Below are 15638 nucleotides of genomic sequence, written 5' to 3'. Positions count from 1 at the left end.
GGTCCATTGATGACTTTGCCTGCAGTGATTTTTGATATGGACGGTCTTCTGTTGGATACTGAGAGAGTCTGTCTTGATTGCTTTGTTGCGACGAGGCGGGCTTTCTCATTGTCTGAAAGTCCTGAGACATTTCTGCGATGTGTTGGACTGCGGGGGGACGAACCGGATCGCATTATTCGCGGCAGCCTTGGCGGCAAGGTTGGGTTTGATACGTTCAACAGAGAATGGGACCGGAGAATTGATGCTGCGCTTGCGTATGAGATTCCTGTCAAAGATGGCGCTCTTGCGCTCTTAGAATTGCTTTCCGGCAAGGGGCATCCTTTGGCTGTTGCAACTTCGACGGATGTCGAGACAGCTGGTGCGCACCTAATATCGGCCGGGCTGTTTGCATATTTCGACTTTGTGATCGGTGGGGATATGGTCACGCGGCTTAAGCCGGACCCCGAAGTCTATCAAAAGGCGGCAATGCAACTTGGATATCTCGCCTCAGACTGTGTTGCTTTCGAAGACAGTGACACGGGAACACGTGCAGCCGTCGCTTCAGGTGCCACGACCGTTCAGGTTCCTGACTTGATTTCCCCGTCGAAGGAACTGAGGTCTCTGGGTCACCTCATTGCTCCGGACCTGTTAAGCGGCGCGGTTTCAATAGGCCTCATTGACGCGCAAGAAACTGTTTGATCAGGACGCCTTCTCTGCAATGCAACTGAACTGAATGTTCCCTCAGCGCAAGAACGGTTCCGCCTTCATCGTCCCCGCCACAGGTGCCCCCATCCGTGTCAGGATCGTCGGTGCCAGTTGCAACTGATCGATCACCGCATCCGCCTCAGGGCCCTCCGCGTCCCCGAAGTAATACAGCGCCGTTTCCTGCTGCAGCGCGCCACGCCCGCCGTGGTGGCCGCGTTCGTCCTGACCGTGGTCGGCGGTGACGATCACTTCGTACCCCAATTGCCGCCAGCGGGGGATAAAGGGGGCCAGCATCTCGTCCATCACGAAACAGGCGTGGTCCATCTCTTGGCAATCATGAAAGAACCGATGCCCCATGCTGTCCAGCGTGCAGCTGTGCAGGATGCCGTAGTCCAGTCCAAAGCGCAGGCACAGGTTGGTGAGCGAGGCGAATAGGTCTACGTCGCAAGGCGTCATCTGGTTCGCCACGTTGTACCCGGTCATCGAGTGGAAGCGGCCGTGGTTGATAGTCTTGCTCTCGGGCTCGTCATATTCCACGTCGCGCACATAGTCGAAGGGGTGACGGTTAAAGAATTGCGACCAATAGCTGTGGGTGACGGCCCCGGTCACGCCGCCAGCCTCGCGCACCTGACTGAACACGTCCTTATGGCTCAGGCGGAAGACATTGCCGTTGCCGGTGCAACCATGTTCCTGCGGGGAGACCCCGGTGTGGATCGAGGCGTAGCAACTGGCCGAGGTCGACGGTAGAACCGCGCGCAACTTCCAGACTTGCGCCTCACCACTGTCGACCCAGCCTTCGAGATTACCGAACAGACGGCGGAAATTGCGCCATGGGACGCCGTCGAGGACAATGAGAAGAAGTTTGCGGTCCATGGCACGGCCTCTCTGAATTCGTACTTCCCGGGACCCTATGAGATTCGCCGCCCAACGGCTGCCTGTTCGCGTCCCGAATGGCAAAATCCCGACACCGATGTGCCGGGATTTCGAAGTTTCATGAAACCGTCCCGCGCGGGGATCAGTTCCCGGCGCTTTCCATCTTGCGATGGGCGACGACCTCTTCCAGCCAACCCAGATGCATCTCGGGGACCGAGCTGAGCAGCAGGTCGGTATAGTCATCAAATGGCGGGCTCAGCACCTGCGATTTCGACCCGTACCGCGCCACGCGGCCTTGATACATCACCGCGATGCTGTCGCTGATGGCGCGCACCGTGGCCAGATCGTGGGTGATGAACAGATAGGCCACATCCTCGATCTTCTGCAGATCCAGCAGCAGCTTGAGGATGCCATCCGCCACCAGCGGGTCCAGCGCCGAGGTGACCTCATCACAGATGATCATCTTGGGCTTGGCCGCCAGCGACCGGGCGATACAGACACGCTGTTTCTGACCACCGGACAGTTCCGCCGGATAGCGATCCATGAACTTCTCGCCCAGCTCGATCTCATCCAGCAGTTCGATGATCCGCTTGCGCTTTTCCGCGCCGCGCATGTTGAAGTAGAACTCTAGCGGACGGCCGATGATGGTGCCGACGGTCTGACGCGGGTTCATCGCCACATCGGCCATCTGATAGATCATCTGCAACTCGCGCAGGTCCTCGCGGGTGCGGCCCTTCAGATCGGGGCTGAGCTTGCGCCCGGCAAATGTGATCTCACCATCGCGGGGCGGCAGCAGCCCAGTGATCACCCGCGCCAATGTGGATTTGCCCGAGCCGGATTCGCCCACAACCGCCAGTGTCTGTCCCGGATGAAGCTCGACATTGACGTTGTGCAGCACGTCGAAATTCAGTCCTTTGTAGCGTGCGGTGATGCCGTCGACCTGCAGCACCGGTTCGGGCGTGGGCTGCTTCTCTTCATGCTCGATGGATCGGACGGAGACCAGCGCCTTGGTATAGTCCTCTTGCGGGTTGTTGATGATCTGATCGGTGGTCCCGTATTCGACCATATCGCCCATGCGCAGCACCATGATGTCGTCGCTCACCTGCGCCACGACCGCCAGGTCGTGCGTGATGTAGAGCGCGGCAACGCCGGTATCAGCGATGGCCTCTTTGATGGCCATCAGAACGTCGATCTGCGTGGTCACGTCCAGCGCCGTGGTGGGTTCATCAAACACCACCAGATCGGGTTCAGGGCACAAGGCAAGCGCCGTCATGCAGCGTTGCAACTGCCCGCCCGAGACCTGATGCGGGTATCGCTCACCGATATTGTCCGGGTCGGGCAGACCCAGCTTGGCGAACAGCTCACGGGCGCGGGCCTCGGCCTCTTTGCGGCTGAACTTCTTCTGTTCGACCGCGGCCTCGACCACCTGATCCATGATCTTCTTGGCCGGGTTGAAGGACGCCGCGGCGGACTGAGACACATAAGTGACCTCACCCCCGCGCAGTTTGCGGATATCGCCTTGGGACGTTTTCAGAATATCACGCCCATTGACCCAGACCTCGCCCCCGGTGATTTCAACACCACCCCGGCCATAGGCCATGGACGCCAGACCGATGGTCGATTTCCCGGCCCCGGATTCGCCGATCAGCCCCAACACCTTGCCGCGTTCGAGGTCAAAGCTGACCCCGTGCACGATTTCGATGTCATGGGGTTTCTCACCCGGCGGATAGACGGTCGCGCCGATCTTGAGGTCGCGGACCTTGAGAAGGGTATCACTCATCCCCGGCCTCCTTTCAGCGATGTGGTGCGGTTCAAAACCCAGTCCGCCACAAGGTTGACCGAGATCGCCAGCGTGGCGATGGCGACAGCGGGATAAAGTGCCGCGCCGATGCCATAGACGATGCCGTCCTTGTTTTCCTTGACGATGCCGCCCCAGTCCGCCAGCGGCGGCTGAACGCCAAGGCCCAGGAACGACAGGGTCGAGACGAAGAGAACCGCAAAGATGAAGCGTAGCCCCAGTTCCGCGACCAGCGGCGACAGGGCGTTGGGCAGAATCTCGCGGAATATGATCCACGACTGGCCTTCACCGCGCAGCTTGGCGGCCTCGACATAGTCCATCACGGCGATGTCCACCGCGACCGCGCGGGCCAGACGATAGACACGGGTCGAATCCAGCAGGCCCATGACGATGATCAGAACCGGGATAGTCACCGGCACCATGGCCAGAACCACCAAGGCACTGATCAGCGTCGGGATCGACATGATCAGATCCACTGTCCTCGACATGACCTGATCGGCCCAGCCGCCCAGCACGGCGGCCAGAAAGCCCAGGATCGAGCCGGTGACAAAGCTGAGGATCGTTGCCGCTGTTGCGATGAAGATCGTTGTGCGCCCGCCATAGATCATGCGGCTGAGAAGATCGCGGCCAATGTTGTCGGTGCCCAGCCAGAACTGCGAGCTTGACGGCTCCCACACGTCGCCGACCACCTCGGCCATGCCGTAAGGGGCCAGCAGAGGCGCGAAGATCGCGATGAAGAAATACAAGCCGGTAAAGCCCAGCCCGATCATTGCAGAGATTGGGATATTCTTCATTTCGGATGCCTCAGCCTCGGGTTGGCCAGAATGGCAACGATGTCAGCGACCATGTTGAGCCCGATATAGATCGCGGCAAAGATCACGCCGCAGGCCAGAACCACCGGAACGTCACGTTTAGTGACGTGATCCACAAGGTACTGCCCCATGCCGGGATAGACGAAGACAACCTCGACCACGACAACGCCGACAACCAGATAGGCCAGGTTCAGCATCACCACGTTGACGATGGGCGCGACCGCATTGGGCAGTGCATGGCGGTAGATGATCTTGAAGTTGTTCAGGCCCTTCAGTTCCGCCGTCTCGACATAGGCCGACTGCATCACGTTCAGGATCGCGGCCCGCGTCATGCGCATCATATGGGCCAGAACCACCATGGTCAGCACAAGAACGGGCAGGGCAATCGAGTTCAGCTTTTGCCCCAGCGACATGCTGTCGTTGATCATCGCCAGCGGTGAGAACAGGCCCAGTTTGACAGCGATGAAGTAGACCAGCACGTAACCGATCAGAAACTCGGGGATCGAAATGGTCGTCAGCGTCACCGCTGAGATCAGCTTGTCGGGCCAGCGGTTGCGATAGCGCACCGCCAGCAGACCGAGGAAAATGGCCAGCGGGACCGACACGATGGCCGCCCAGAAGGCCAGGAAAAGCGTGTTGCTCAGACGGCCGCTGATGGATTCGGCGATGTCGAGCTTGTTGGTCAGGGATTGTCCCAGATCACCCTGAACGATACCGCCCAGCCATTCGAAATAGCGGGTCAGGGCAGGGCGGTTCAGGCCCATCTCTTCGCGCAGGTTGGCAAGGGCTTCGGGGGTTGCGGACTGCCCCAGGACGGCTTGCGCGGCGTCTCCGGGAAGGGCTTCGGTCATGCCAAAGATCAGGGCCGAAGCGCCAAACAGCAAAAGGAGTCCCAGCGCGAGGCGCTGGGAAACCAGTTTGATGATAGGATGCATTATCCGTGGCCCGTATTACACGAACCACATCTTGCGCGAGACCTGACCGTTCATCATCTCTTGCGTCGGGTCGGTTTCCCAACCGTCCAGCTGATTGCTGATACCAGCGACGAAATCGTTGAACATCGGACAGATCAGGCCGCCTTCGTCGCGGACCATGCGGCCCATCTGGCTGTAGATGCCCTTGCGCTTTTCCGAGTCCAGTTCGGCGCGCGCCGCAAACAGCATATCGTCGAAGGCCTGCACCTTAAAGCGCGTGTCGTTCCAGTCTGCCGTCGACAGATAGGCGGTAGCGTACATCTGATCCTGGACCGGACGACCACCCCAGTAGGACGCGCAGAAGGGCTGCACATTCCAGACCTCGGACCAGTAGCCATCATTGGGCTCACGCTTGATTTCAAGCGGGATGCCCGCCTGAGCTGCCGTCTGCTGGAACAGTGCCGCTGCGTCGACCGCACCCGGGAAGGCGCCATCGGCCACACGCAGCACGATGGGCGAACCATCATGGCCGGACTTCTTGTAGTGCTCGGCGGCCTTTTCGATGCTGAATTCGCGCTGTTCGATGGTCTCATCAAACAACGGATAGGCCGCGTTGACCGGCATGTCGTTCCCGATCGAGCCATAGCCCCGCAACACCTTGTCCACCAGTTCTTCGCGGTTGATGGCGTATTTCAGCGCGGTGCGCAGTTCATTGTTGTCAAACGGTGCGGTGTCGCAATGCATGATGAACACGTAGTGCCCGCGACCGGCGGTGGAATGCACTGTCAGATTGGGCGAACGGCCCAGCAGGTCAGCCACTTTCGGTTCAACCCGGTTGATCGCGTGAACCTGACCGGATTGCAGTGCAGCCGTCCGGGCCGTCGCGTCGTTGATCACAACAACCTCGACACTGTCGAAGTTCCCGAAATCGCTGTTCCAGTGGTTTTCGAACTTGCTGAACAGGTGGCGCACGCCGGGCTCGTCCACCTCCAGTTTGTAGGGACCGGTCCCGATGCCCGCGCCGGGGTTGTCCATGCCGCCATCGGGCTGCACGATCAGGTGATAATCGGCCATCAGGTAGGGCAGGTCGGCATTGGGTTCTGTCAATGTGACCTGGAAGTTGTCGCCATCGGCCTTCATCGACTCGATGCCCTTCATGATGCCAAGCGCCCCGGACTTCGAATCCTCGTTCGAATGGCGCTGCATCGTTTTCAGCACGTCCTCGCTGGTCATGGTCTTACCGTTGTGGAACTCGACTCCCTGACGCAGCTTGAAGGTCCAGACCTTCGCATCGGCACTACCTTCGACACTTTCGGCCAAGCGCGGCTCGATGGTGCCGTCGGGGGCAACCTCGACCAGAGTGTCGCCGAACTGTTTGCCGTTCTGGAACGGAACCGAGCTGGCATAGGTCGCCGGATCCAGCGAGTTGGTGGATTCGCCGCCCTGCAGGCCGAACTTCAGGTCGCCGCCCTTCTTGGGCCCAGCCGCGCGGGCTGCATCGGCAAACATGGTGCTGGCCATCGCCGCGGATACACCCAGAGCGGCCGCTTTCCCCATGAATTCGCGGCGGGTCAGCTTTCCGGCTGTGACCTGACCGGCCATGTGAGTGAGTTGTTCGTTCATCCGGATATCTCCCAGTTGGTTGGATGGTCTGCCCGTTGGCGGGCTTTTTATTGACGCACGAGTCAAGTTACGCGCATTTCGGGCCACCGGGCAAGGTTTAATGTCCGGTCGGGCCGTGCGGAAAATCACATCTGGTTGCGCGGGATGGTGTCCTCGACGGATTTCGAAAACACGGCAGTCCCGTTTTCATAAGCGTTGATATCGGCCCGCAGATAAAAATGCGAGGCATCCGACCACATTTCGCAACTGGTCTCGGTACGTAATTGGCAATCGTCGCGCTGCATTTCCTGTGTCCAGCGGCATTCGCCGCGTGCCGACAGGGGGTCGTCAGGGTGAATCGACCATTTCTCGAACGCGGTGCTGCCGGTGACCAGCCCGTGCATCTCGTCACGCAGCTTGCCGAAGTCATCTTCGATAATCAGGTGAGTCTGGCCGGTGTTCATATCGGTCTCGACCCGCCGGGTATTCTGTGCCTCGCGCAGGGTGGTGACCCGGCGCGGCGTTTCGGCGTCTGGCGGGGCAAAAGCGCATTCGTCGCCATGGCCCGGTTCGCGGGTTGGCAGGATAATCTCTCCTCTGGTCAGATGCAGTTCGGCGGTTTCCGGCGAAGGCCAGATCAGGGGCCAGTAGGCGCTTGAAACGGCCACTCTCAGCTGATGACCTTTAGGCACACGATAGGCGATGTGATCAAGATCGAGTTCAATGTCATAAACCTCTCCGGGCGTCAGGATAGCTGGTTCGGCGTGGCTGTCTCGATGAGTCAGGTTCAGCACGCCATAGGTGATCCGGGTCGAGGCTCCGTCAGGGTGGATATGGTTCAACCGAACCGCGATCTGTGCCTGTGGTTTGTCGGCGCTCAGGCGCAGTCGGATTTTCGGTGCGCCGACGATCTCGGTACCTGATTCCAAAGGCGGGCTGTCGAAACAGGCCGACAAAGCATCGTCGCCCCGCTGATCACCGGGCATGTCGGGGCCAAGCCAGATTGCGCAATACTCGCCGCTCTCCATCCCGCAGGTGTGCGGCGACCGGATGCGCGTATCCAGCGGCCCATCGCCGCTCAGACCATCGTCCGTCAGGCGCAGTGTGGTTGTGGGCAGGTGTGAGGTTGCCCCGTCTGCCTCGGCGATCCATCGCCCCGGTCGTTCATTATACCAGCGTGCGGGCCGCACACCGTCCATGACATAGGCGCGATAGTCGGGATCATCCGCAACCCCGGTATCCTCGCCCTTCAGCCAATGATCCCACCAACGCAGCGCTTCTTGCAGAAAGCCAATGCGCGGCTCAGGCACGGCGAAATGCGGGTATTTGTGCACCCAAGGGCCAACGATCCCTTTTGCCGGAGCATCGAGCGCCTCAACCAGCAAAGGCACAGTGTTCTTGTAGGAGTCCCCCCAGCCGCCGACTGCCAGTGTGGCGGCGCGAATGGCGCTGAAATCCTCGCAGACCGAGCCATGCTGCCAATAGGCATCCCGCGCTTGGTGGCGCAGCCAGACCGAGGGCAGGAAGGGCTCATTCTCTAGCCGCTTCAGCCAGAGATCACGCCAGTTGTCCCGCAACGCAGGGTCCGGCGCGCGCGAGGAATAGGACCACATCGTCGCCCCCCAGCCGAGATTCTCGTTCAGCAGGCAGCCGCCTTTGTAATGGATATCATCGGCATATCGATCCGCCGTCGAACACAGCGTAATGATCGCTTTCAGGGCCTCAGGTTGCATCGCCGCGACCTGCAGGGAATTGAACCCACCCCAGCTGATCCCCATCATCCCAACCGAGCCATTGCACCATGGCTGATCGGCCAGCCAGCGGATCACCTCGACGGCATCATCCAGCTCTTGTTGGGTGTATTCGTCCTCCATCAGCCCGTCGCTGTCGCCGTTCCCACGCATATCGACGCGGATGCAGGCATAGCCGCGCTTGGCGAACCACGGATGGGTCAGCGCGTCACGGGTCGCGGTGCTGTCGCGTTTGCGATAGGGCAGGTGCTCCAGAATCGCGGGAACCGGGTGGTCGAGCGCATCGACAGGCCGCCAGACCCGCGCCGACAGGCGGCAGCCGTCGGGCATGGTGATGCCCATATCGGCGACGTCCTCAATCTCGCGAAGTGTGTTGGGGGACTGCGCCATGTGTCTGATCTCCGGGCCGAAAAGGGACCCGGCCAAGATGTCAGATCAGTCCCGGATTGCAATCACCAGATCCATGACATTGGTTCCTGTCGGCCCCGTGATCAACAACGCGCCCGCTGCGTCGAGAAAACTGCCGCTGTCGGCGCGCTGCAGATAATCCTCGGCCTCTGGTTTCCATGTGGCTCCGGTCACGATGGCCCCGGCGGCATCGGTTGGCCCATCGGTGCCATCGGTGCCACCGACGATCACGGTCAATCCGGGGTGCTCGGCAATCTCACGCGCCAGAGCCAGCGCCAGCGCCTGATTGCGCCCGCCGCGGCCGGGGGTGGCGGGCAGAACCACCGTGGGCTCTCCGCCAAACACCATCACGCCGTTGGGCATCTGACGCAGCCGCGCGCCGATGCGGGTCGCGACGGTCAGATAGTCGTCATGCAGCGCCTCTTCATTGGCCAGAACTTCAAGCCCGGCCCGCTGCGCCGCCAGCGCTGCTGCGTCGCGCGCGTGGGCGTTGGATGCGATGATCGAGGTCTGCGCCGCAAACGCAGGCGCGTCCGGAAGCGATCCGATACCGGACCCAATCACGCCCAGATCGTCGCCGGGCACGTCCGAGATCGCCAGAACCGTCGCCTTTGCCCCAGAGAAATGCGACAACAACCCTCCACCCTTGATCCGGGACAGTTTGCGCCGTTCCGCGTTCATTGCGCCGATATCCAGCCCATCGGCCAGTAGCTGACGGTTCAGCGCGGCTAGATCATTCAGAGTTTTCCCGGGCACAAGGTCCTCGGCCAAAGACGACGCCCCGCCCGAAACCAGCAGCAGCACATGGCTGCCCGGTGCCATGCCCTCAACGGCTTCGCGCAGCGCGCGGCCCCCGGTCAGTGAACGGGCATCGGGAACCGGGTGCGATGCTTCGACCACGCGAAGATGCGCTGGCAGCCCGTCGCCATGGCCATCCTTGGTCACGACCAGAGCGGGCACATCGCCGAACCGTTCCGCCGCTGCGCGTGCCATCGCGCCTGCGGCTTTGCCCACGGCCAGAATCTGGTTGGGGCGGTCCATATCTTGCGTGGCCTCCAGCGTTGCGCGATAGCCGTCAACGGCTGCAACGCCAGCACGCCAGAATTCCAAAGCCAGTTGAGACGCCTGCATCAGCTTTCCATCCAAATCGTAACCGGCCCATCGTTGACCAGTTCTACTGCCATATCCGCACCGAATGCTCCGGTTTCCACTGGAATACCCAAAGCCGCGAGTTTCCGGGCAAAAGCCTCGTACAACTGTTCGCCCTCAGCTGCCGGGGCGGCTGCGGAAAATCCGGGTCGGTTGCCCCGCGACGTATCCGCCGCCAGAGTGAACTGGCTGACCACCAGCGCCGAGCCTCCAACGTCCAGAATAGAACGGTTCATCTTCCCCGCGTCGTCCTTGAAAATCCGCAGCTTTGCGACCTTTTTCGCAAGTTGCTCGACCTGAGCATCACCGTCCCCCTGCATCGCGCAGACGAGGATCATCAATCCCGGTCCCGACTGACCGATGACTGAGCCGTCGACGATCACCGAGGCCCGGGAAATTCGTTGAAGCAAAGCGCGCATGGTCTGGTTTCTCGCTTGTTGATTGGCTGGCTTAGTCGCGCCAGTCGATGATCTGGCTGACCTCAGCGCGTTCGGTGCGAAACGCGTTGGCGGGGTGGTCGGGGTCGGGATAGCCGAACGAAATCGCACACAGGATCAGGCGATCATCGGGGATGTCGAAATAGCGATGCAAAAACGGGCCATACGACGCGACTGCGGCCTGCGGGATGGTGGCCACGCCCAAGGCTTGAGCGGCCAGAGTGAACGCTGTCACGAACCCTCCGCAATCCATGGCGCCGTAAGCGCCCAGCTCTGCCGGGCTGGACAGGATCGCGCAATGTGGGGCACCGAACAGCGCGAAGTTCTCCATCATCTGCCGGGCCGATCCAGCGCGGTCGCCTTTCTCGACCCCCACCGCGTCATACAGCGCCCATCCGCAGGCGCGGCGGCGCTGTTGATAAACACCGGAATAGCCGGTCGGGAAGGGCAGGTCTGGTGCGGGCGCGCCGCTGGTCGCCTCGTGCAGAAGGGCGGTGCGGAACGCATCGGTCTCTGTCCCGCTGGTTATGGTTAACTGCCACGGCTGTGCGTTGCACCAGCTGGGCACACGGCTGGCGCTGGCCACGATATGTTCGATCTGATCACGCGGCACCGGATCGGGGCGAAACGCACGGCAGGAATGGCGCGCGTGCAGCAACTGGTTCAACGCTGTGAATGTCACGGGGGCCTCCGGTCTGATCGGGGCGAAGATGACGTCAGGGCGCGCGATGCGCAAGGCTATTGCTGGCCGGTCGCCACCAGATACCCAACGCCCGCGGCAACCAGAAGGCCCAGCACAACCGCGATGGTGATCTTGATCGCGGACCATGGCCGTTCACCCTGAACGCGCCCGGTGCGCCCGTTGACCACAAAGCGATAGGTCTGGCCACGATACTTGTAGGCCGCCATCCAGACCGGCAGAAGAATGTGTTTGAACGTGACATCGCGCACATCCGTATCAACCGCATGGATACGCTGGCGATCACCGCCAATGTCGAAACGCACGTCGCGCTCGATTACGCGAGCCATATGCGCCCGTGCCTCGGTGTATCCTTCCTGGAGTTCAACGGTATAAGCTTCGGCCCGGAACCCGGCCAGGTACTCTGGCTGATAGGGTTCCAGCGCGGGCAAATCCCAAGGCTCCAGCGCGTCGGTGTAGGACTTGGGCAGCGACCGAGAGGCAAGAACCAGCACATCATCAAAGAACCGTGCCACGCGTCCAGATTTTGGGCTCCATCGCACCTTTGGCACCCGCTGCTGCACGCGTTTCCCATCTCGCATGACGGTCCGGGTTTCATAATAAACGACGCCGCGCTCACCCCGATAGCTGGACTTGGTATCGGTGTCGAAGGTCCAGTAGGGCACATAGATGCCCTGCATCTTGCGTCCCTTGCGGGCGTATTCCTTAAGCCCGTTGGGAGCGAACCAAAGCCGCCCCAGCCAGTCGCCCATCGCCTTATGCGCGCTGCGCTCATCCAGCGCAAAGGGCAGCACGCCGCGCGGCTTGATATGACGGCTCACACCGGTATCCGTCACGACCGGGGTGGCGCAGAACGGGCATTCGGCGGCATGGGTGTTCGGGTCGAACTCGACCTGCGCAGCGCAATTCGGGCAAGTGAGAACGCGGGTTTCTTCGATCTCGCTGTCCGGCAGACGTTCCGCTATGGCCGCGTCGAAATCCAGCTCGCGTAGGCTCGCGCCGCCCCAGGGACCCGCACCGATGGGTTCGGAATGACCACAATGATCACAGGTCAGCGTTCCGTCACCGGGGTTGAACCGGTAATCCGCCCCGCATTGGTCGCAGGGGAAGCGGTGTTCGTCTTTGGCCATACCTGCCCCCGATCTCTGGTTCCTGGCGGTCAGATCAAGCCCCCGGCGGCGGCGGCGGCAGTATCGTAAACAGTTGCGCCAGTTCCTGCACGTCGCCCGCTTTTTTCCAACCGTCTTGCCCTGCGGTCCAGACATGGGTGTCGCGCGTCAGCTCTCCGTCCGCGGCCATGCGCCCCATCTTGGCTTTCGAGAACGGCCCGCTGGTCTGCCCATCAACCGCGATATGCCACACATGCTCAACCGGCGGAGGAGGGGGCGGTGCCGCTTGCGTCGAAGGTTGTGGGGCAGCGGGGGCGGAACTGCCCCACGGGCTGCTCGGCTGACCCGCTGCCATGTTCGACATCTGTTGTGCCATCGCCATGCCCATCCCCATGCCAAGACCCGCGCCCATGCCGCCGCCCTGACCGGGGTTGTTGGCCGCCGCCGTCATGGCCTCGGCAGCTGAGTATTGGGTGAATTTGCCCAGATCTCCGGCCAGCCCCATCGAGGTGCGCTTGTCCAGCGCCGCCTCGACCGCAGGCGGCAGCGAAATATTTTCGATATAGAATTCAGGCATCTCCAACCCGTAGCCATCCAGAACGGGCGAGACCTCAGCCGCAATCAGTTTGCCCAGATCGGCGGTGTTGGCGGCCATGTCCAGAACCGGGATGCCCGACCCGGCGATGACGCGGCTGAATTCCTGCACGATGATGTTGCGGATCTGAAAGCTGATCTCATCCATCGTGAACTCACCATCTGTGCCAACGATTTCGACCAGAAACTTCGCCGCATCCTTGACGCGCACCGTATAGGTGCCAAAGGCACGGATACGGGTCGGCCCGAACTCGGGGTCGCGCAGCATGATCGGGTTCTTGGTGCCCCACTTCAGGTCGTTGAACCGGGTCGTGTTGACGAAATAGACCTCAGACTTGAACGGCGACTGGAACTCGTGATCCCAATGCTGCAACGTCGTCAGGATCGGCATGTTGTTGGTCTCAAGCATGTAAAGACCCGGGGTGAACACGTCTGCCAGTTGCCCTTCATGCACAAAGACCGCAGCCTGACCTTCGCGTACCGTCAGCTTGGCGCCGTATTTGATCTCGTGGCCTTCACGCTCGAACCGCCAGACCATCGTGTCGCGGGTGTCGTCGACCCAGTGGATGACGTCGATGAATTCGCCGGTTAGAAAATCAAAAATTCCCATTGGATTTCTCCTGTTCTCGGGGTCAGAGCGACTGCCCCATCAATTCGCGTGCAATAATGCGGACCACCGGGCGGGCCTCATCCGCGCTCATGCCGGGTTGCAGGCGCGGGTCATAAAGGATGGTCAGCAGCTTTTCGTCATGGCTGGTGAGCAGGGCAAACTCGTCATCATCGTTAAAGATCGAGGGCCTCGCCTGTGGGCTGTCATTCGGAAGGCCCAGCCCCTGCGCTATTTCCTCGTGGATACAGCTGAGCCGCACCAGATCGGGATGTTCGGACCGGATCAGCGCGACCGCCCGCGTATAGGTCTGGGGCGACCCGACTGAGGCCGAGGCAAAGACGAAGCAATAGAAGGACCGGGGCAGCTTATCAAACAGATCAAGCTGTGCCTGCCCGATGCCCGGGATCAACTGCCGCAACCGCGCCTGCACATAGGCCGTGTCATCCTCGCCCGCGACAAAGACGTGAAAGTTAGCGTTGCGGCTGACGGTCGAAATCGGATGATCCATCAGCCGCGACAACCTATTGGCATAGGACCCGATCTGGGCCGCGTCGAGCTGTCGAACTTCTGGCGCGACCGAGGGGCCGAATTCGGGTTTGATACGTACCGGGTTCGACCAGCGGCTGAGTTGACGGCTGGTCCGGCGCGCACCGGCCGAGACGTTTTGCGAGGGGTATTCGCTATAGAAGGCGATGGCCTCGAAATTGCGTGCCAGATCATCGGCGTCATAGGGCGTATCCGGGCCGCCGCCATCAGTGCGCAGCAACCCGCGTGTCAGCAGGTTATTCTGCACGCCCTGGTAATACCGCGCCAGATCAAGGCTCGCTGCTGACGGTGCGACATAGGTGTTTCCCGGGCCCTCCGGCTGCGCCGGGCGGGGTTCCGGTACCACCGAGCTTGTCAACGCCGCGTCGCAACCGGCCAACACCAGCAGCGAGAGGCCAAGCAGTGCGCAATTGATTCTGAGTGATGGCCGCACGCCCGTCTTTTCCTTTATCCGGGGACAGCCGTCCCGGCGTTATCGCCGGTCCCGTCCTGCCGCGCCTTGGCTGCGGCGAGCGTATCGCGCAGTTCGGTTTCCATCTTCTGCAACTCTTCCTCGGCTGCGGCGCGTTTGGCTTTGCCTTCGTCTGCAATCGCCAGGCTTTCGTTGATTGTGCCGATCAGGTCCGCGTTGGCCTGTTTGACGGCCTCGATATCGAACACACCACGCTCCATCTCTTGGCGGATCGCTTTGTTCGACTCGCGCAGATTGGCCGCGTTCGAGGTCAGCAACTCATTGGTCAGATCATTGGCATCGCGTACCGCCGCCGCTGCTTCGGCGCTGCGTTGGATGGTGACGGCTTGCGCCAATTGCGTTTCCCACAGCGGCACGGTGTTGACGAGTGTCGAGTTGATCTTGGTCACCAGCGACTTGTCATTCTCCTGCACCAGACGGATCGAGGGCAGAGATTGCATCGTCACCTGACGGGTCAGTTTCAGATCATGCACCCGGCGTTCCAGATCATCGCGGGCGGCGCGCAGGTCGCGCAACTCTTGCGCTTTCATCACCTGTTGGTCCTCGGGCGCGGCCTGCACTTCGGCCTCTTTTTCCGGGATGTCCTGGCTGTCCAACTCGGTCAGTTTTTCCTCGCCCGCCGCGATATAGAGCGCCAGTTCATCATAAAATTCCAGCGTCTTTTCATACAGAAGGTCCAGCGATTTGATGTCCTTCAGAAGCGTGTGCTCATGTCCCAGCAGATCGTCAGTGATCCGGTCAATCTGACTTTGAACATCCTCATACTGCGCCGTGAACTTGGCAAAGGGTGCAGCGCGACCCAACAGCTTTTCCCACCAGCTGCGCTCGCGCCGGACGTCCAGTTCGCTGACCGAGAAGCCGCGGATCGTGGTCACGATATTGCGCAGGCTGTCGCCCGCAGGCCCCACATCCTTGTTGCGCACATCAGCGAGCATAGCCTGACTGATCTCCTGCAGCTCGGCCTGTGCCGAAGACCCGAAGGACACGATCGAGTTGGTATTGTCCATGTCGATCTCATTCATCCGTTTGCGGATTTCCGCGCCAACGGGTTCGTCGGCATCCTCAAGCAGAACGATTTCGGCCTGTGGTTCGGGCAGGGCTACGGCGGTGACTTCCTGCACCAGCGTCTCGGCCTCGACGGCTTTGTTCTTGATGTTATCGGACATGGGGATAATCCTC

Annotated in this window: 14 protein-coding genes; 1 reads left to right on the top strand and 13 read right to left on the bottom strand. The window is 61.0% G+C overall.

Annotated features, from left to right (window positions below; genetic code table 11):
- Nucleotides 1-9: 9 nt before the first annotated feature.
- The gene (locus ACR0J1_RS04985) at nucleotides 10-678 is read left to right on the top strand and encodes an HAD family hydrolase (protein WP_480731055.1); all 669 of its coding nucleotides are present in this window, start codon (nucleotides 10-12) and stop codon (nucleotides 676-678) included.
- Nucleotides 679-720: 42 nt separating this feature from the next.
- On the opposite strand, the gene ACR0J1_RS04980 is transcribed toward ACR0J1_RS04985, so the two are convergent.
- The 13 genes from ACR0J1_RS04980 to ACR0J1_RS04920 all read right to left on the bottom strand — a co-directional run bounded on the left by ACR0J1_RS04980 (nucleotide 721) and on the right by ACR0J1_RS04920 (nucleotide 15625).
- On the bottom strand, nucleotides 721-1557 hold the full coding sequence (locus ACR0J1_RS04980; RefSeq protein WP_480731053.1) for an alkaline phosphatase family protein: 837 nt from the start codon (nucleotides 1555-1557) through the stop codon (nucleotides 721-723).
- Between the two features lie 142 nt (nucleotides 1558-1699).
- Nucleotides 1700-3337, bottom strand: a complete 1638-nt coding sequence (locus ACR0J1_RS04975; RefSeq protein ID WP_480731051.1) for an ABC transporter ATP-binding protein — start codon at nucleotides 3335-3337, stop codon at nucleotides 1700-1702.
- Nucleotides 3334-4149, bottom strand: coding sequence for an ABC transporter permease (locus tag ACR0J1_RS04970; protein WP_480731049.1), 816 nt, complete (start codon nucleotides 4147-4149; stop codon nucleotides 3334-3336). Before ACR0J1_RS04970 ends, ACR0J1_RS04975 begins: the two co-directional genes overlap by 4 nt.
- Complete coding sequence (locus ACR0J1_RS04965) at nucleotides 4146-5102, bottom strand: ABC transporter permease (protein WP_480731047.1); 957 nt, start codon at nucleotides 5100-5102, stop codon at nucleotides 4146-4148. The genes ACR0J1_RS04970 and ACR0J1_RS04965 overlap by 4 nt, the downstream gene beginning before the upstream one ends.
- 15 nt (nucleotides 5103-5117) lie before the next feature.
- Entirely contained in the window at nucleotides 5118-6704 is a 1587-nt protein-coding gene (locus ACR0J1_RS04960) for an ABC transporter substrate-binding protein (protein ID WP_480731045.1), read from the bottom strand.
- Between the two features lie 125 nt (nucleotides 6705-6829).
- Nucleotides 6830-8824, bottom strand: coding sequence for a CocE/NonD family hydrolase (locus ACR0J1_RS04955; protein WP_480731043.1), 1995 nt, complete (start codon nucleotides 8822-8824; stop codon nucleotides 6830-6832).
- A gap of 45 nt (nucleotides 8825-8869) precedes the next feature.
- A complete protein-coding gene (locus ACR0J1_RS04950; protein ID WP_480731041.1) occupies nucleotides 8870-9973 on the bottom strand; it encodes a glycerate kinase type-2 family protein in 1104 nt (367 codons plus the stop codon).
- Nucleotides 9973-10410 carry a D-aminoacyl-tRNA deacylase gene (gene dtd / locus ACR0J1_RS04945; RefSeq protein ID WP_480731039.1) on the bottom strand — a complete coding sequence of 146 codons (438 nt, stop codon included), beginning with the start codon at nucleotides 10408-10410 and terminating at the stop codon, nucleotides 9973-9975. The genes ACR0J1_RS04950 and dtd overlap by 1 nt, the downstream gene beginning before the upstream one ends.
- 31 nt (nucleotides 10411-10441) lie before the next feature.
- A complete protein-coding gene (locus ACR0J1_RS04940; protein ID WP_480731037.1) occupies nucleotides 10442-11110 on the bottom strand; it encodes a nitroreductase in 669 nt (222 codons plus the stop codon).
- A 56-nt stretch (nucleotides 11111-11166) separates the two neighbouring features.
- The gene (locus ACR0J1_RS04935; RefSeq protein WP_480731036.1) at nucleotides 11167-12258 is read right to left on the bottom strand and encodes a TFIIB-type zinc finger domain-containing protein; all 1092 of its coding nucleotides are present in this window, start codon (nucleotides 12256-12258) and stop codon (nucleotides 11167-11169) included.
- Between the two features lie 34 nt (nucleotides 12259-12292).
- Nucleotides 12293-13441 carry an SPFH domain-containing protein gene (locus ACR0J1_RS04930; protein WP_480731034.1) on the bottom strand — a complete coding sequence of 383 codons (1149 nt, stop codon included), beginning with the start codon at nucleotides 13439-13441 and terminating at the stop codon, nucleotides 12293-12295.
- Between the two features lie 22 nt (nucleotides 13442-13463).
- The gene (locus ACR0J1_RS04925) at nucleotides 13464-14420 is read right to left on the bottom strand and encodes a DUF2927 domain-containing protein (RefSeq protein ID WP_480731032.1); all 957 of its coding nucleotides are present in this window, start codon (nucleotides 14418-14420) and stop codon (nucleotides 13464-13466) included.
- A 14-nt stretch (nucleotides 14421-14434) separates the two neighbouring features.
- The gene (locus ACR0J1_RS04920; RefSeq protein WP_480731030.1) at nucleotides 14435-15625 is read right to left on the bottom strand and encodes a toxic anion resistance protein; all 1191 of its coding nucleotides are present in this window, start codon (nucleotides 15623-15625) and stop codon (nucleotides 14435-14437) included.
- Between the last annotated feature and the right edge of the window lie 13 nt (nucleotides 15626-15638).

Source organism: Ruegeria sp. CJ3 (assembly GCF_056536725.1).
Note: the sequence above shows the minus strand (reverse complement) of the source record. Positions and strands in the feature narration are given on the sequence as shown.

What these genes read in the sequence shown, in the direction of transcription:
- ACR0J1_RS04985 (WP_480731055.1), top strand. Translation starts at nt 10, where the DNA reads ATGACTTTGCCTGCAGTGATTTTTGATATGGACGGTCTTCTGTTGGAT.
- ACR0J1_RS04980 (WP_480731053.1), bottom strand. Translation starts at nt 1,557, where the DNA reads ATGGACCGCAAACTTCTTCTCATTGTCCTCGACGGCGTCCCATGGCGC.
- ACR0J1_RS04975 (WP_480731051.1), bottom strand. Translation starts at nt 3,337, where the DNA reads ATGAGTGATACCCTTCTCAAGGTCCGCGACCTCAAGATCGGCGCGACC.
- ACR0J1_RS04970 (WP_480731049.1), bottom strand. Translation starts at nt 4,149, where the DNA reads ATGAAGAATATCCCAATCTCTGCAATGATCGGGCTGGGCTTTACCGGC.
- ACR0J1_RS04965 (WP_480731047.1), bottom strand. Translation starts at nt 5,102, where the DNA reads ATGCATCCTATCATCAAACTGGTTTCCCAGCGCCTCGCGCTGGGACTC.
- ACR0J1_RS04960 (WP_480731045.1), bottom strand. Translation starts at nt 6,704, where the DNA reads ATGAACGAACAACTCACTCACATGGCCGGTCAGGTCACAGCCGGAAAG.
- ACR0J1_RS04955 (WP_480731043.1), bottom strand. Translation starts at nt 8,824, where the DNA reads ATGGCGCAGTCCCCCAACACACTTCGCGAGATTGAGGACGTCGCCGAT.
- ACR0J1_RS04950 (WP_480731041.1), bottom strand. Translation starts at nt 9,973, where the DNA reads ATGCAGGCGTCTCAACTGGCTTTGGAATTCTGGCGTGCTGGCGTTGCA.
- dtd (WP_480731039.1), bottom strand. Translation starts at nt 10,410, where the DNA reads ATGCGCGCTTTGCTTCAACGAATTTCCCGGGCCTCGGTGATCGTCGAC.
- ACR0J1_RS04935 (WP_480731036.1), bottom strand. Translation starts at nt 12,258, where the DNA reads ATGGCCAAAGACGAACACCGCTTCCCCTGCGACCAATGCGGGGCGGAT.
- ACR0J1_RS04930 (WP_480731034.1), bottom strand. Translation starts at nt 13,441, where the DNA reads ATGGGAATTTTTGATTTTCTAACCGGCGAATTCATCGACGTCATCCAC.
- ACR0J1_RS04920 (WP_480731030.1), bottom strand. Translation starts at nt 15,625, where the DNA reads ATGTCCGATAACATCAAGAACAAAGCCGTCGAGGCCGAGACGCTGGTG.